Raw genomic sequence first — 16,767 nt, forward strand, 5'->3', positions numbered from 1 at the left:
TTCTGCGGGACTTGACGACCCGGTTAAGCGTGTTTTTCAATGGTGTTGATAGGGGGCAATATCGTATCATGTCCACATGTTGAGCACTGCGCTTCGAACCGGAATGCTCGCCACCGCGTCGTGGCTATCGACGGCGTCGACCGATGTGCAGGATCAGCTCAACCAATTGCGCGGGCAATTGCAGCAGATCCAGGTTGCCCCGGATGCCAACGCCGCGTTGGCGCAATCGATCGCCCAGTGGAAGCAGCTGCAGCAGACGCCGAACCTGCCGTTCGACAGCTATGCGAGCTTTCTACTCGCCCATCCCGGCTGGCCCAACGAGGCCGCGCTGCGCAAGTCGGCCGAGCATGCGCTTGACAGCTATGCCTGGTCGCCGGCGACCGTTGTCGGCTATTTCCAGCGCTTCCCGCCGCTGACCACCAGCGGGCAAGTCCGCTTTGCCGAGGCGCTGTCGGCGGTCGGGCAGAATGATGCCGCCAGTCAGGCTGCGCGCGCTGCCTGGGTTCAGGGCAACCTGGCGCCGGCCGACGAGACCAAGATTATCACGCGCTTCGCCGGGGCACTGACCAGCGACGACCAGGACATGCGGATGGACCGCCTGCTGTGGGCGGGGTCGATTACGGCGGCGCAGCGGCAATTGTCGCTGACGAGCGCGGCCAAGCGCGATCTGTTCGCAACCCGCCTCGCGTTCCGCACCAATGCGCCCGACGCCGCCGAGCGCGCAACCGCGACGCTCACCCAATATGCGAGCGACCCCGGCTATGTAGCCGATCGCACCACATGGCTGAAGCTCAGCGGCCAGAACGATGCCGCGCGCGCCTGGCTTGCTCAGCCGCGGACCCTGGCGCACCCGCCCGCCAATGCGCAGGCCTGGTTCGATACGTTGCTCGGCACGGCGCGCGGCGCGCAGGGCGAGGCGCAGTACAGCGTCGCGTTCGATATCGCGCGGCAAGTCGATGGCGCTTATGCCCCGGGCACAGACATCAGCGCCCGGCCCTATGGCGAGCGCGATGCTTATACGGACCTGACCTGGCTCGCCGCCCAGCTCGCGATGAAGACGCTGGCGCGGCCAGCCCAGGCTGTGGGGATGTTCGATCGCTATGCCGGCGGCTCGGCGTCGCCCGCGCTCCACGCCAAGGGCTGGTATTGGGCGGGGCGCGCGGCGGAAGCGGCTGGTCAGAAGGACCAAGCCGCAAGCTATTTCGCCCGCGCGGCGCAATTGCCCGATCAATTCTACGGCCAGCTCGCCAACGAGCATCTCGGCCAGCCGCTGCGCCCGCCGCCCGATGTCGTGCCGCACCCGATCGCGCAGGCCGACCGCGATGCCTTTTATAACAGCGAGTTGGTCCGCGCCGCACGCTACCTCGGCACCACGGGCCAACATGAAGATCAGACCGCGTTCGTCCGCCAAATTGCGACCAACGCCAAAACCGACGCCGATCATGCCTTGGCGATCGAGCTGTCGCGCACGCTTGGCCGGCCCGATCTTGGCGTGATGGTCGGCCGTTCGGCGCTCAAAAACGGCCTGACCGATTATGCCGCGACCGGTTTCCCCAGCGTCAGCGTGCCGGCGGGTCAGGTCGATAGCTGGACGATGATCCACGCCATCGCCCGCCAGGAAAGCCAGTTCGATCGCGCCGCGATCAGCCACGCAGGCGCGCGCGGGCTGATGCAGCTGATGCCCGGCACCGCGCGCTCGACCGCCGAGAAGATCGGCCTATCCTACGACGCCGCCGCGCTGACCCAGGACCCGCAGTACAATATCCAGATCGGCTCGGCCTATTTCCAGAAGCTGTTCGACTTTTACGGCAGCTACCCGCTCGCGGTCGCGGCCTATAATGCCGGGCCAGGCAACGTGAACAAATGGCTCGCCGCCAATGGCGATCCGCGCATGGGCCAGGTCGACATGGTCGACTGGATCGAAGCGATCCCGATCTACGAAACGCGCAATTATGTACAGCGCGTGCTGGAGAATGCGGTGGTCTATGACCTGCTCAACCCCGCACATTCACGCTCAACCGGCAATAACCGGCTGAGCTGGTATCTCGGGCGCAAGCCGGGCTAAGGCCCGCGGCGATGGATCAGCGCCCCAATTACATCACGCCCGCCGGCTTTGCCGCGCTGCGATCGGAATATGACCAGCTGCTGGGGGACGAGCGACCCAAGCTCGTCGACGTGATCGCCTGGGCAGCGGGCAATGGCGATCGGTCCGAAAATGGCGACTATATCTATGGCCGCAAACGCCTGCGCGAGATCGACCGGCGGCTAGGCTGGCTCGCCAAGCGGATGAAAGCGGCAAAGGTCGTCGATCCCGCCCAGGCGCCCGACCAGAGCCGCGTCTGGTTCGGCTGCACGGTGACGATTGCGGACGAGGACGACAATCACCGCGCGCTGACGCTTGTCGGCGATGACGAGGCCGATGCCGGCGCGGGCAAAGTCGGCTGGAATGCGCCAATCGCGCGAGCGCTGCGCGGCGCTGCGGTAGGCGATGTGCGCCGCGTTACGCTACCGGCGGGCGAGCGCGACTATGAAGTGATGGCGATCGACTATCCGGCTGCCTAACGCGCGCGCCAATAATCGAAGACCTGCTCCTGCAAGGCGCGAACATGCGCGGTTGCCTGTGTGCCAGTCCATGCCCCCGAATAGCCGCGCGCGTCCGATCCGACCCACCAGCCTTGCCCCGGCAAGCGATCACTCTCGCGCACGACCAGCACCGCCAGTCCGGGTTCGCTAGCTGCGGCGCCGGCCTCGTCAATCGCATCGAGCGTCCGGCACAGCGCCCGCATCTTGGGCCGCGTGAAGCGCACGCCCAGCAGGCCCAACGCTTCCGAATAGCTGAGCGCTCGCCCCTCCCGCGCCGCCGCGATCAGCATGGCACGGACGCGCGGCACATCGGCGATGGCCGCCCGTCCGTCATCCCCGGCAAATCCTTCGGCTTCCAGCCACGCCGTAAGCGCTGCATCCGATGGCGCCGATGCGCGCGCAGGCGGTAGCTTTGGCATCTCAACGCTCTGTGTTAAAAGCGCCGTGATGACCGCACAACACGCCATTGCCGCGCCGCAACGCGCAAAGCTGACCGTGAAGGATTTCCTGCTGCTGTCGGAATCGGGCGCGTTTGACGATTATGCACGCGCTGAGTTGATCGAGGGGGGCGTCTGGGTCGTGAACGCCATCCACCGCCGCCACGCCCGTGCTCATGCAGCGCTGACCGGGGAATTGTTCGTAGCGCTGAAAGCGATCGGCTCGCCGCTCGACCTGTTCTCCAATCCCTCGACCGAACTGTCGAATACGTCGCTGCCTGAGCCCGACATCGTCATCGCTGAACCTGAAGAGACCAAGATGCTGGCCGGGCCTGAGGTACGCCTAGCGGTGGAAATCTCAGACTCGACACTCGACATGGATTTGAGCCGCAAGGCGCAGCTTTATGCCAAGCACCAAGTCCCCGAATATTGGGTGGTCGATGTTGAGGCGCGGCTGATCCACCAGTTATGGGCGCCGGTCGAGGAAGCCTATAGTAAGCATCAGCAAATCGCGTTCGGCGATGATTTGGCCGCGATGACGATTGTCGGGCTCAAGGTAGCAACGGCAGGTTTGTAAACCCCGACCGTCGCTTCCTACAGCTAATCCGAGCTCACCGAGTCAGCTTCTTGTACGCCAACCGCGTCGGCCGATCGGCCGCATCGCCCAAGCGGCGGCGCTTATCTTCCTCATACGCTTCGAAGTTCCCTTCGAACCACTCGACATGGCTGTTGCCTTCGAACGCCAGGATGTGCGTCGCCAGGCGGTCGAGGAAGAAGCGATCGTGGCTGATCACCACCGCGCAGCCGGCGAAACTTTCCAACGCCTCTTCGAGCGCGCGCAGTGTTTCGACGTCAAGGTCGTTGGTCGGCTCGTCAAGCAGCAGCACGTTGCCGCCTTCCTTCAGCATCTTGGCCATGTGGACGCGGTTGCGCTCACCGCCCGATAGCTGGCCGACCTTCTTCTGCTGGTCCTGACCCTTGAAATTGAACGCGCCGACATAGGCGCGCGTGCCGACTTCCTGCTTGCCGAAGCGGAACACGTCCGATCCATCGGAAATCTCTTCCCAGACATTCTTATTGGCGTCGAGATCGTCGCGCGATTGGTCGACATAGCCCAGCCGCACCGTTTGCCCGACCTCGATCGTGCCTGCGTCGGGCTGGTCCTGCCCCGTGATCAGCTTGAACAGCGTCGACTTGCCGGCGCCGTTGGGGCCGATCACGCCGACGATGCCGCCCGGCGGTAGGTTGAACGACAAATCCTCGAACAGCAATTTGTCGCCATAAGCCTTGGTCAGGCCCTTGGCCTCGATCACCTTGCCGCCCAGCCGCTCCGGAATCTGGATCAGGATCTGCGCCTTGCCGACCGCGCGGTTCTCCTGCTTTTCCATCAGCTCGTCGAACGCGCGGATACGCGCCTTGGACTTGGTCTGGCGGGCCTTGGGCGTCTGCCGGATCCAGGCCAGTTCGTCCTGAATCGCCTTCTGCTTGCCGGCTTCTTCGCGCTCTTCCTGTTCGAGCCGCTTGGCCTTCTTTTCGAGATAGCCCGAATAATTGGACTCGTAGACGTAATAGCGGCCGCGATCGAGCTCGAGCACCCAATTGACAACGTTATCGAGGAAATAGCGGTCGTGGGTGACGAGGATAACGTTGCCGGTATATTCCTTGAGGAAATTCTCCAGCCACGCGACGCTTTCGGCGTCGAGATGGTTGGTCGGCTCGTCGAGCAGCAGGATGTCGGGCTTTTCGAGAAGCAGGCGGCAAAGCGCTACACGGCGCTTCTCGCCACCCGACAAATTGGTGACCGGGCTGTCACCCGGCGGGCAGCGCAGCGCTTCCATCGCCTGCTCGAGCTGGCTGTCGAGCGCCCAGCCGTCGACCGCGTCGATCTTGGTCTGGAGCTCGCCCATTTCCTCCATCAGCGCGTCGAAATCGGTGCCGTCCTTGGGATCGCCCATCTCCGCCGAAATGGCGTTGAACCGCTCTACCATCGCCGCGACTGGCCCCGCCCCTTGGCGGACGTTTTCGAGCACCGTCTTGGTCGGGTCGAGCTGCGGCTCCTGCGCCAGATAGCCGACCTTGATGCCCTCGGCCGCCCACGCCTCGCCGGTGAAATCGGGGTCCATGCCCGCCATGATCTTCATCAGCGTCGACTTGCCCGAGCCGTTGGGCCCGATAATCGCGATCTTGGCGGTCGGCAGGAATTGCAGGTGGATGTCTTTGAGCACCGGCTTGGCAGCACCGGGGAAGGTCTTGGTCAGACCCTTCATGACGTAAGTGTACTGGACGGCCATGGTGGGCACGCGCTCCGTGGGTTTAGCTGGCGGGAAATGTCGATCGCGCATGTAGCGATGGCGGCCGGGATTGGCAAATCCCCGCGGGCGCTTTAACCCGCCCGATGATGACGAAATTCCCGCTCGCCGTAATCGGCCTCCTCGCTTTTTCCGCCCCCGTGCTGGCGCAGCGCGTGCCGCCGCCGCAGGTGCCGGTCGACCCGCACGTCGTGGCGCTGCGCGACGCGGCACTGAAGGACGATGTCGCTTATGACATTGTCGAGGGGCTGACGACCGAAGTCGGCCCGCGCCTCGCCGGGACGGAAGCGGAGGCGCGGGCGCGTGCCTGGGCCGTCGCCAAGCTGACCGCGCTCGGCTTCAAGAACGTCCGTATCGAGCCCGCGCGCATGCAGACCTGGGTACGCGGCGACGAGGCGGCGGAAGTGATGAGCCCCTTCCCCCAGAAATTGCGCGTGGCCGCGCTTGGCAATTCGGGCGCGACGCCGGCAAGCGGCATCACCGCACCGATCGTCTATTTCGCCAGCTTCAACGATCTCGTCGCCGCGCCTGACGGCAGTCTGAAAGGCAAGATCGCTTTCGTATCCAACGCGATGGCGGCAACGCAGGACGGCTCGACCTACGGCACGTTCGGCGCGGCGCGCTTCGTCGGGCCGGCGATTGCTTCGCGCAAGGGCGCGCTTGCCATCCTCATCAAATCGATCGGCAGCGACCATAGCCGCGCGCCGCACACCGGGGTGACCAGCTTCCCGGCGGGCGCACAGGCGATCCCCGCCGCCGCGCTGTCGGTCGCCGATGCCGAGAATCTCGAGCGGATGGTCAAGCGCGGCCAGCCGATCAACCTCCATTTGACCCTCACGCCCCACCAAGTGGGCGAGACCGACACCGGAAACGTCATCGCCGAAGTGCCGGGTACCGATCCCGCCGCCGGCATCGTCGTGATCGGCGGGCATCTCGACAGCTGGGACTTGGGCACCGGCGCGATCGACGATGGCGCCGGCGTCGCGATCACCACGGCTGCAGCGAAGCGCCTGCTGGATGGCCCTGCGCCGCGCCGCACGATCCGCGTCGTGTGGTTCGGCGATGAGGAGACCGGCGGCGCGGGCTCCAAGGCTTATTTCGCCGCACACAAGGGCGATCACCACGTCCTTGCGGCGGAGTCCGATTTCGGCGCCGATCATGTCTGGCGGCTCGCCACCAATTTCGCGCCCGATAACGCGGCGATTGCCGATCGCCTTGCCGCCGCGCTCGCACCGCTCGGTATCGTCCGGTCGCGCGACAAGGGCGGTGATGGAGCCGACATCGCACCGCTGGTCGGAGCAGGCGTCGCCGCGGTCGACCTCAATCAGGATGGCACGCGCTATTTCGATTATCATCATACGCCCGAGGATGTGCTCGACCGTATCGATCCCGCCCAGCTCGCGCAGAATGTCGCCGCGTGGACGACGATGCTGGCAGTTGTCGCCAATGCGTCCGAAGACATCGCGCCGGTCGCGGCCGCCGATGGCAAGGCGCGCTGACATGCGCCGCGCGCTGTTCCCCATGCTCATATTAACCGCCGCGCTGTCGGCCTGCTCCGGCAACGATCGTAGCGAAGGCGGCGCGATGGACGCCAATATGGCCGCCCGCGCCGACGCGATGGAATCGAGCGCGAACGATCGCGCCAATCAGATGGCCGGCGACATGATGACCAACGCGCCCGAGCCTGCTGCCGACAATCAGGCGAATGTGCTAAGCCCTTGAAGAGCTTAGTCGGTCACTCGCACCGAAATTCGTCGTCACCCCGGCCTTGAGCCGGGGTCCAGCTTCTTCCTCCAACGCTGATCGAGGCAAGCGGGACCCCGGCTCAAGGCCGGGTGACGCACGCTATCGGCCGGGTTCAGGCCGCCTCGGCCACGCCGAGCCGGGCAAGCGCTGCGTCATGCCCCAGAAAATTCGCGGCGCAGCGGGCGATGAAATCATCGATCGCCGCCATGTCGTACCCCGCGCCGTCGGGCGGCGCGCGCAGCCGGCTATCATCGGGAAAGGTGCCATAGCCCGCCAGCAGGCAATGCCATGAGAGCGGCGGGTAATAGCGCGCGATATTCTGCCGCGCGATCTCGGCAAGCATGTCGCCGCCAGTGAACCAGCATGTCATCAGCGCCTTCAGCGATTCTGAAAGGGCATCGTTGCGCGCATTGTCGCGCCAATACTCGCTGTCGGTGCGCTGGTTCACCCGATAATGGCAGACGATATAGTCGCGAATGCCTTCGTAGCGCGCGGCGATAGTGGCGTTGAACGCGTCGCGGTGATGCGGCGTGAAATTGCCCGCCTGCCAAGCGTCGATAAACCCCTCGACCGTCGCCTGCACGATGTGGAGCGCGGTCGCCTCAAGCGGCTCGATAAACCCCTGGCTCAACCCGACCGCCAGGCAATTGCCGGTCCAGCTCTGCTCAAGCCGGCCGACTTTCATCGACAAGCGCCGCGTCGGCGTGTCGCTGTCGAGCAAGCCTAAATGCCGGCGCAACTCGGTTTCGGCAGCATCGTGATCGATATAGCGCGACGAATAGACATAGCCGTTGCCGGTGCGGTGGGTGAGCGGGATGTCCCACGCCCAGCCCGCCGACAACACCGTCGCCTTGGTGTGGCAATTGGTGCCGGTGGGGTCGGCCGGGGTCGGCATCACCACGGCGGAATCGTTGAACAGATTGTCGGCGAAGGGGAGGAAGCGCGCGCCGAGTGCTTCCTGCGCGATCACCCCGCGAAAACCGCTGCAATCGACGAAGATATCGGCGGTGATGCGCTCGCCATCCTCCGCAACTAGCGCCTCGACCAGGCCGCCCTCGCCCACCGCGACATTGACGACCTTGACCGGCAGATGCCGCACCCCCTGCCACACCGCGTGATCGCGCAGCACCGCGCCAACCAGATGCGCGTCGAAATGATAGCCGTAAGTGATGTCGAACGGAAAGCTCGCCACCGGCAGCGGTGCCAGCCGATGCTTGGCGAGATAGGCCGGCAGGAAGAAGCGATCGGGATCCGCCGGCAAATCCACCCCGGCCCGTCGCGCGGCGCAATGCTGGAAAAATTTGCCCTCGGTATGGACGTCGAGCTCGCTCACGAAGGGATGGAAATAGTGCGCATAACCCGGCCGCTCCGACCAGCCATGAAAGCTGATGCCGGTCTTGTAGGTTGCATTACAACGCGGCATCCAATCGGCTTCAGCAAGCCCGAGCTTTTTGAAAAACGCGCGCAGCTGCGGCGTCGAGCCCTCGCCCACCCCGATGATGCCGATATCGGGCGACTCGATCACCGTCACCTCGGCGCGCCGCCTGCCGCCTTCACCGCCCCAGGCTTGCGCGAACAGATTGGCCGCCATCCACCCCGCCGTGCCGCCGCCGAGGACGGCGATCCGCAGCGGCGCGTCGGTCATCGGCGCGGACCCAGCAGCCAAGCGAAGATGTCGTCCATCCGCGCCGCCCAGGCATTCTCCTCATGCGCGGCGCCGGGATAGGTGCGGCTTTCGAAATCGCGGCCCTTCTTCCAGCCCAAACCGGTCAGGTCCGCGTCTATCAACGACTGGAACGGCGGATAAGCGGCATCGAGCGTTTGGTCGCCATGGTCCATCCAAAGGCGTCGACCGCCGGGCTTGCCGAGCTTTTGCGTCAGATAGGCTTTCCACAAGGCGGGCCGCGTGTCGTCGGGCTGGAGCGCCAGGTTGAAGGTCAGCGGCCAATGCGTCGACACACAACCGGCGCGCCCGAAGACGTCAGGCCGCTCGGCAAAGGCATAGCAGGAGATAAGCCCACCCATGCTCGATCCGACAACGGCGGTGTGATTGCGATCGCGCAAGGTGCGATACTCTCGGTCGATCCGAGGCTTCAACTCAGCGGCCAGGAAGCGCAGATAAGCATCGCCGAACAACGGGCCCTTGGCCGTCGTATCGATATCGGCGCGCAGCTTGGCATCGGCCATGCCGTACAGCCGTTGCGGGAAATATTGCCGATAGCGCGCCTCGCCCGGCTGATCGACGCCGACAATGATGAAGGGCGCCACGCGCTTCGCCGCGATCAGCCGCAGCGCCGATTTGTCCGCCGCCCATACTTTGTCGAAATTGGAGCGCTTGCGGTCGAAGAGGTTCTGCCCGTCGTGCATATAGACGACAGCATAGTGCCGCTTGGTCTGATCATAGCCCGGCGGCAGCCAGATCACGACCTTGACCGGCGCGATATTGGCGGACGGCATCGCGTCGATCGTGACGAAGCGCCCGGTGTCCTCTGCGATCGCCGGAGCCGCCCCGAGGCAGAGCAGCACAGCTGCAACAAGCTGCAGCACGATGATTCTGACCAGCGCCACCGTCACTTCCTCCTCGAACCCGGCGCGACAAACCGGATCGCCTGCCCACCACCTGGCGCCAGCACCAGGCTGAGCGTATCGGTCGAGCGCACCTTGCGGCTTTCGATCACGATCGAATGGCGCTTGTCGGTGCGATAATCGGCATCGTCGCCGTCGCGATAAATCTGCGCGGTGTAGCTCTTGCCGGGGTCGAGAAAGTCGAGCTTTACCGCGAGCGTCCGCGCATTTTCGTCGGTGATCGCGCCCAGATACCAGTCGTTACCGCCCTTTTCGTGCCGCGCGATGGTGACATAATCCCCGACCTCGCCATTCAGCACGCGGGTGTCGACCCAGTCTGTCGGGACGTCCTTGATGAACTGGAACGCGCCCAGGTGCTGCGCGTAATTCTCGGGCGTGTCGGCCGCCATCTCGACCGGGGAATAGAGCACCACGTACAGCGCAAGCTGCTTCGCCTCGGTCGAGAAGATCGGGCTACCGCCCTGCCCGGTCAGGCTCAGCACGCCGGGGGTGAAGTCCATCGGCCCTTCGAGCATGCGGGTGAAGACCAGATTGGCTTCATGCTCGGGCGGGTTCTTGCCGAGGAAATTGGCCTCGGTGCCGCCGATCCAGCTATTATATTCCATCCCGCGCGAGCCCTCGCGCGCGACCCAATTGGGATAAGTGCGCTGGAGGCCAGTGCCCTTGATCGGCTCATGGCTGTCGATCGCGACATGATATTTCGCCGCTGCCTTCACCACATTGAGATAGTGGTTCGCCATCCACTGCCCCTCATGCCACTCGCGGTGGACGCTGCCATCGGCATCGACGCGCTCGATCTGGCCGGCGTCGGTGACATAGCCGGTCTTGTCGACCATCTCGTTGTGGTCAGCCGCGAATTTGAACGCCTTGTCGAACTGCGCTTCGTAATGGCTCGCCGAGCCGCCGGTTTCGTTGTGATCGATCAGCCGCACGCCTTTCGACTTGGCATAAGCCGCCAGCGCATCGGCATCGAAATCCTCGGTCGGCTTGGCAAAGTCCATGTCGTTGCCATTGCCAAACCAGTCGCCGTCCCAGCCGATATTCCAGCCCTCGACGAGCACGTTGGGAATGTGATTGGCAGCGGCAAAATCGATATATTGCTTCACATGCTCGGTGGTCGCGCCGTGCTTCGGCCCGCGCGCCCAGCTCCACTCGCCCTTGATCATGTTCCACCACACGCCGACGAACTTGCCGGGGTGAAACCAGCTCATATCGCCCAATTTATTGGGCTCGTTCAGGTTGAGCATCAGGTGGCTCATATAGAGGCCCGGCGCATCATCGGCGATGATGAGCGTGCGCCAGGGCGTGAACCACGCGCCATGCTTGACCACCTTGGGCGCGCCCGACCCCGGGGTCAGCGCCGCGCGCAGCGTATTCCCCTCGGTCCGCGCGACGGCCATGCCCGAATAATCGACCAAAGCCGCCTCGTGCAGCGCGACATGCGTGCCATCGGCGAGCTTGATCGTCACCGGTGTGTCCGCCGTGCCGACCGCCGACAGCGGCGTCTTGTTGTAGAGATATTCCTCGCGATTCCAGAGGAAAGCCGGCTTCCACCACGCCGTGCCGCCCTGCGCAAAGGCGAACTCAGTCAGCTCGTCGGCGACGTTGGCATTCTGCAGATTGGGCTGGTCAGGGAATTCGTAGCGAAAGCCGACGCCATCATCATAGACGCGGAAAACGACATCCATGATGCGATGGAGCGCCGACTTTTCCTGAAAACGCAGCCGCAATTCGCGGAAATGATTGCGGATCGTCTGCCACTCGCCCCAGGGCTGGTCCCATGTCCCATCCTCGTCGCGCGCGCTCTGGCTGACATAAGCTAGGTTGCGCTCGATCTTGGGGGCATCGGTGAACAGAAAGCCAAGCCGCGAGGGCGCAATGATCGGCGTGCCCTTGCGCGCCACGGTATAGAGCACGCGCCCGTCATTATCGACTTCGACGCCGACCGAAACGACATTGCCCGGCGAGCTGATGCCAGCCACCGGCGCCGCATGTGCCGTGCCGATCCCGATCAGAGCCAGCGCCATCATCACCAGCGCGCGCACCATCATGCCACCAACTCCGCTACATATGCGGCATAACCGCCCAATTCCTCGGGACCGACATCGCCTGTCTCGATCAATATCTGCCAGCGCCCGGTCTGGTCGCTGCGCCAGCGGACCGGTTCGGCGCCCAGATTGAACGCGCAGATCATCCGGTTCTCAGCCGTCGCCCGCTCGAAAACGAGGAGCGTGTCATCCGCCACCAGCACGCGCATCTCGCCGAGCAGCAGCGCATCGCTGTGGTTGCGCAGCGCCAGCGCGCGCCGGGTGAAGGCGAGCAGCGACTGATCATCGGCCGCCTGTAGCTTCACTGCCTTGTCGGCATGGTCTTTGCCCAAAGGCAGCCACGGCTTGGCGATCGAGAAGCCGAGATTGGCACTGTCTCCACACCAGGGCATCGGCGTGCGCGCGCCATCACGCCCCAGCGTCAGCGGCCAATTGGCGATTGCCTCGGGGTCTTTCAGGTCCTCAAAGCCGATCTCGACCTGAGTCAGCCCCAATTCCTCGCCATAATAGAGGAAGATATTGCCGCGCAGGCTCGCGAGTAGCAGCATCTTCATCCGCGCGAACAGGCCGGCATGCTCCGGCGTCGTCCAGCGCGACACCGCGCGCGGCGCGTCGTGGTTCTCGAACGCCCAGCTTGGCCAGCCCAGCCCCGGCTTGTCGGGCCACGCCTCGATCGCTTCGCGCACCAGGGCCGGGGTCAGCGCGTCGGCATAGAGGAAATTAAAGCCGTACGCCGTGTTCAGCCGATCGTCGCCCGCCGTGAACGCCTTCATCTCAGCTTCGGCATTCGCCCCGCCCACCTCGGCGACGGTGAACGCGCCATAATCGTCGGTCAGCGCGCGCAGCCGCTCGAGGAACACCGGGATATCGGGGTGCGACTGGTTGTGGATATGTTGTTGATAATCGAACGGCCGCGTCCGCACGCCGTTGGACGCCGGCGCCGGCGGATTGTCGCGCAGCTCAGGGTCGTGCATCGCAAAGTTGATCGCATCGACGCGGAAGCCATCAACGCCGCGATCGAGCCAGAAGCGCGCGACCGCCAGCAGCGCATCCCGCACCGCCGGGTTATGGACGTTGAGCTGCGGCTGGCTCGTCAGGAAATTATGCATGTAATATTGCTGGCGACGCGCGTCCCAGGTCCAGGCCGGGCCGCCGAATACCGATTGCCAATTATTGGGCGGGCTGCCGTCTGCCTTGGCGTCGGCCCAGACATACCAGTCAGCCTTGGCGTTATCGCGGCTCGCGCGGCTTTCGGCGAACCAGGCGTGAAGGTCGGAAGTATGCGAATAGACCTGATCGATGATCACGCGCAGCTCACGCCGATGCGCCTCAGTGACGAGCGCGTCGAAATCAGCGAGCGTACCGAAGATGGGATCGACATCGCAATAATCGGCAACGTCATAGCCGAAGTCCTTCATCGGTGATGTGAAGAAGGGCGACAGCCAGATGCCGGTCACGCCGAGCGAGGCGACATAATCGAGATGCGCGGTGATCCCCGGCAGATCACCTATGCCGTCGCCATTCGAATCGGCGAAACTACGCGGATAGATCTGGTAGATCGCCGCACCGCGCCACCATTCGCGCGCCATCCGGCCTTGCGCCACCGCCGCAGGTCTCGACGCCGTCAACGTCACGGCTGCGCTCTCCCCCGGCAGACCGCATAGCCGAACGCGGGCAAGGTGATTGTTACGCTGCCGGGCGCGCTGACGGTAACGGGGCAAGCACCCGCCAGCGCCTCAAAGCCGACAACATCAGCGGCAATCGCGACGTGCCGCGCGATCGGCTGCGCCGAGGTGTTGAAGGCGAGCAATACCCGGTCGCCACTGGCCGCATCGCGGCGGGTGACGGCAAACAGACCGGGCTTGTCCTCGGCGGCGCGCACGATCGTCTCACCACGCCGCAGCGCCGGATGCGCCGTGCGCAGGCGCGCGAGCTTGGCGATTTCCTGGAACAGCGGGTGGCTCTCGTCGAAGCGCGGCGTCGCGGTCGTGGCGCTCGTGCCGAGCAGCGCTTCCTGATTATAGCTCGCCACTTTCGAGCCGAACATGTCCTGCCGCGAATCCTGATCACCGCCCTTGCCGACAAGGCCCTGCTCATCGCCCGAATAGATCGTCGGGATGCCACGCAGGGTCAGCAGCATGGCATAGCCCAGCTCGACCCGTGCCAATTGCTCCGCCGCGCTGGCCTTGGGATTGGCCTGACGGACGAACATCGCAAAGCGGCCAGCGTCATGATTGCCGAGGAAGGTCGGCAATCGTCGCGCCGCTGCCGCCCCGCCTTCATAGAGCGCATCGTCCTCGAACAATTCGGCGAGCACGCCATTGCCCTTGTTACCCGCCACCGCATCGACCACCGCACGGGCAAAGGCGAAGTCAAGCACCGCGGGCAGCTTGTCGATGCGGGTATGGCGGGCGAGCAGCGCGGGATCGAAATCGCCGGTCGCGACTTCGCCGAACATGTGGAAATTGGGGATGCCGTCAGCCCGCGCGCGCGCCTGTATTGCCGGCACGAATTGCTGCCAGAATTCGGGGTTCACGTGCTTGGCGGTATCGATGCGGAACCCATCGATGCCGAAGCTGTCGATCCAGCCATCGAAAATGTCGATCATCCCGGCAACGACCTTGGGGTTTTCGGTCATCACATCGTCGAGGCCGGAGAAATCGCCGAGCTGCGCGCTCTCGCCCGTCCAATTGGTGTCGCCGCGATTATGATAGAGCGTGATGTCGTTGAGCCAGTCGGGCGTCTTGGCGTGCTCCTCACCCTTGGGGATATAGGGCGTATAGGCATAGGTCGGATCGACAAGGTTGACGAAATTGGCGGTCGATCCGTCCTGATCGCCGGCGAAACCGGGGTTGATCGGCACGCCATTCACCCCGCCGTGGCGCTGATAGGGATAATCGGCACGGCTGCGATAAGGGCAATTCTGGTCGGGCACGCACTCGCGATATTTGATGACATCGGCGGTGTGGTTGACCACGATGTCCATATAGACCTTCATGCCCCGCGCGTGCGCCGCGTCGACCAGCGCCTTGAAATCGGCATTGGTGCCGAAATGCGGGTCGACCTGGGTAAAATCGGTGATCCAATAGCCGTGATAGCCGGCCGATTCCTGGCCCGGCGCGCCCTGAACCGGCTTGTTCTTGAAAATCGGCGCCACCCAGATCGCGGTAACGCCCAGGTGCTGGATATAGTCGAGCCGCTTGAGCACGCCCTTCAAATCGCCGCCATGGTAAAAGCCCTTGGCGCTGGGGTCGTAACCGGTCTTCAGGCGGTCGCCGGTTAGGCCGCCTTTGTCATTGGCGGGATCGCCATTGTCGAAGCGGTCGGGCAGCAGAAAATAGATGACGTCGTCTTCGGGCAGACGATCGCGATAAGCGGGCAGTTGCTTGGAAGCCTGAGGGACCACGGCTGCCGGCGGCGGTGGCGCGGCGGCGATGAGCAACGCGGCAAGAAGCGGCAAACGGATCATTCGATGGTTCCCGGGGAGGAAGATGTTGGCATGACAGCGCGCTAGGCACGTTGCACGGCAGGCTCGCCGAGCATGCCGGCGATGAATTGGCGATGATGAGGCAGCGCCTCAGCCTTTACCCGGCACGCGCGCGCCAGCGTCTCGAGAAACAGCCCGATCTCGTCGGCTGCGACGTTATCGGCGAGCGGCGACCAAGTCTGCGGCAACACCCCCTGACCGATCATGACCTGCGCCCAGCTGTCATCGAGGAACAGCTCATCCTCTTCGCGCATGAACAGCCCCGCCTCGCGGAACAGCGCTAGTTTCTCGACCAGCGTCGCCGGCAGCTCGATCGACCGGCAATGATCCCAGAACGGCTCGCCGACGCGCTCATTGGCGACATAGTGGAGCACCAGAAAATCGCGAATGCGCTCCCACTCGATCGTCGACAAGCGATTGAACACGCTCCGCGCCGCGTCAAGCTTGCCAAGATCGCCCGACAAGACATTGAGCAAGCGCCCTATTCCTGATTGCACTAAGTGAATGCTGGTCGATTCCAGCGGCTCCATGAACCCTGCCGCCAAGCCCAGCGCGACGCAGTTGTGCGACCAGTATTCGCGGCGATGCCCGGTGGTGAAGCGGATCGGTCGCGGATCGGCGAGCGCTTTGCCCTCCAGGTTAGCGAGCAGCAGCGCACTCGCCTTGTCCACCGACGTAAAAGCCGAGCAGAAGACATGGCCGTTGCCGGTGCGATGCTGGAGGGGAATCCGCCATTGCCAGCCGGCGTCGCGGGCCATCGCCTGGGTGTAAGGCCGCATCCGCGCCCCGGTTTCACTCGGCACGGCGAGCGCGGTGTCGCAAGGAAGCCAACGCGTCCAATCGATGAACGGCACTTCCAGCGTCTGGCCTAGCAGCAGGCTGCGGAATCCGGTGCAATCGATGAAGAAATTACCGCTGATACGGCGCTCGCCGTCCAGCATCAGCGCCGCAATGTCGCCGGTTCCGCCATCGCGCTCGACATGACCGATAATGCCCTCAACCCGGCGAACGCCACGTTCCTCGGCATAGTCGCGCAGCATCGCCGCCAGCAACGCAGCATCGAAATGATAGGCATAGGCAAGGTCGGGCAGCGAGCCACCGCGCCCCTCGCCGATCGCGAACCGATCGCGTTCGGCGGCGGCCACGTTCAAACTATAGCTACCGTAATCGTCCGCCACGCCGAGCCCCCTCCCGCGCAGCCACAATTGCCGAAACGGGATCAGCCCGACGCCGCGACCGACCTGGCCAAAGCTGTGGATATAGCTGTGCCCGACTCGCTGCCAGTCGACGAACTCGATGCCGAGCTTGAAGCTGGCATTGGTGCGGCGCAGAAATTCGGCCTGATCGATCCCGAGCCCGATAATCAGATTGTGGATTTGCGGGATCGTCGCTTCACCGACGCCGACCGTGCCGATCGCATCCGATTCGACCAGCGTGATGCTGGCATGCCGCCCCAGAAAGCGCGCGAAGGTGGCCGCCGCCATCCATCCCGCAGTCCCGCCACCGGCAATCACGATGTCGAGGGGCGCGGAGGTGCTCATAGCCGGCCTTTTTTGGAAACAATGGCCCTG

The 16,767-nt window shown here is 64.2% G+C and carries 13 protein-coding genes; 5 read left to right on the plus strand and 8 right to left on the minus strand.

All coding sequences use genetic code 11. The features are described from left to right. Window positions 1-76 precede the first annotated feature (76 nt). Together ACLB0R_RS09645 and ACLB0R_RS09650 are read left to right on the plus strand one after the other, a co-directional pair. A complete protein-coding gene (locus tag ACLB0R_RS09645) occupies window positions 77-2,065 on the plus strand; it encodes a lytic transglycosylase domain-containing protein (protein WP_416643893.1) in 1,989 nt (662 codons plus the stop codon). Between the two features lie 11 nt (window positions 2,066-2,076). Beyond that, the gene (locus tag ACLB0R_RS09650) at window positions 2,077-2,562 is read left to right on the plus strand and encodes a GreA/GreB family elongation factor (protein ID WP_416643892.1); all 486 of its coding nucleotides are present in this window, start codon (window positions 2,077-2,079) and stop codon (window positions 2,560-2,562) included. On the opposite strand, the gene ACLB0R_RS09655 is transcribed toward ACLB0R_RS09650, so the two are convergent. Continuing rightward, a complete protein-coding gene (locus tag ACLB0R_RS09655) occupies window positions 2,559-3,002 on the minus strand; it encodes a ribose-phosphate pyrophosphokinase (RefSeq protein ID WP_416643891.1) in 444 nt (147 codons plus the stop codon). The two genes, ACLB0R_RS09650 and ACLB0R_RS09655, sit on opposite strands and share 4 nt — an antisense overlap. A 28-nt stretch (window positions 3,003-3,030) precedes the next feature. On the opposite strand from ACLB0R_RS09655, the gene ACLB0R_RS09660 reads away from it, so the two are divergent. After that, on the plus strand, window positions 3,031-3,597 hold the full coding sequence (locus tag ACLB0R_RS09660) for a Uma2 family endonuclease (RefSeq protein WP_416643890.1): 567 nt from the start codon (window positions 3,031-3,033) through the stop codon (window positions 3,595-3,597). Window positions 3,598-3,631: 34 nt separating this feature from the next. Here ACLB0R_RS09660 and ettA read toward each other — a convergent pair whose 3' ends face one another. Further along, a complete protein-coding gene (ettA, locus tag ACLB0R_RS09665) occupies window positions 3,632-5,311 on the minus strand; it encodes an energy-dependent translational throttle protein EttA (RefSeq protein WP_416643889.1) in 1,680 nt (559 codons plus the stop codon). Window positions 5,312-5,418: 107 nt separating this feature from the next. On the opposite strand from ettA, the gene ACLB0R_RS09670 reads away from it, so the two are divergent. Both ACLB0R_RS09670 and ACLB0R_RS09675 read left to right on the plus strand, forming a co-directional pair. Beyond that, on the plus strand, window positions 5,419-6,828 hold the full coding sequence (locus ACLB0R_RS09670) for a M20/M25/M40 family metallo-hydrolase (RefSeq protein WP_416643888.1): 1,410 nt from the start codon (window positions 5,419-5,421) through the stop codon (window positions 6,826-6,828). 1 nt (window position 6,829) lies between these two features. Next, window positions 6,830-7,051, plus strand: a complete 222-nt coding sequence (locus ACLB0R_RS09675; RefSeq protein ID WP_416643887.1) for a hypothetical protein — start codon at window positions 6,830-6,832, stop codon at window positions 7,049-7,051. 136 nt (window positions 7,052-7,187) lie between these two features. Here ACLB0R_RS09675 and ACLB0R_RS09680 read toward each other — a convergent pair whose 3' ends face one another. The 6 genes from ACLB0R_RS09680 to ACLB0R_RS09705 are packed head-to-tail and all read right to left on the minus strand — an operon-like array spanning window position 7,188 to window position 16,737. Next, window positions 7,188-8,720, minus strand: a complete 1,533-nt coding sequence (locus ACLB0R_RS09680) for a tryptophan halogenase family protein (protein ID WP_416643886.1) — start codon at window positions 8,718-8,720, stop codon at window positions 7,188-7,190. Then, window positions 8,717-9,643 carry an alpha/beta hydrolase gene (locus ACLB0R_RS09685; RefSeq protein ID WP_416643885.1) on the minus strand — a complete coding sequence of 309 codons (927 nt, stop codon included), beginning with the start codon at window positions 9,641-9,643 and terminating at the stop codon, window positions 8,717-8,719. The genes ACLB0R_RS09680 and ACLB0R_RS09685 overlap by 4 nt, the downstream gene beginning before the upstream one ends. A gap of 2 nt (window positions 9,644-9,645) precedes the next feature. Then, a complete protein-coding gene (locus ACLB0R_RS09690) occupies window positions 9,646-11,712 on the minus strand; it encodes a glycoside hydrolase family 97 protein (protein WP_416643884.1) in 2,067 nt (688 codons plus the stop codon). Then, a complete protein-coding gene (locus ACLB0R_RS09695) occupies window positions 11,709-13,298 on the minus strand; it encodes an alpha-glucosidase (protein WP_416643932.1) in 1,590 nt (529 codons plus the stop codon). The genes ACLB0R_RS09690 and ACLB0R_RS09695 overlap by 4 nt, the downstream gene beginning before the upstream one ends. A 41-nt stretch (window positions 13,299-13,339) precedes the next feature. After that, a complete protein-coding gene (locus ACLB0R_RS09700; protein WP_416643883.1) occupies window positions 13,340-15,178 on the minus strand; it encodes an alpha-amylase family glycosyl hydrolase in 1,839 nt (612 codons plus the stop codon). A gap of 41 nt (window positions 15,179-15,219) precedes the next feature. Continuing rightward, window positions 15,220-16,737 carry a tryptophan halogenase family protein gene (locus ACLB0R_RS09705; protein WP_416643882.1) on the minus strand — a complete coding sequence of 506 codons (1,518 nt, stop codon included), beginning with the start codon at window positions 16,735-16,737 and terminating at the stop codon, window positions 15,220-15,222. Window positions 16,738-16,767 lie beyond the last annotated feature (30 nt).

The organism is Sphingomonas sp. GlSt437, assembly GCF_048015635.2.
In the GTDB taxonomy this organism is placed as follows: Bacteria; Pseudomonadota; Alphaproteobacteria; order Sphingomonadales; family Sphingomonadaceae; genus Sphingomonas.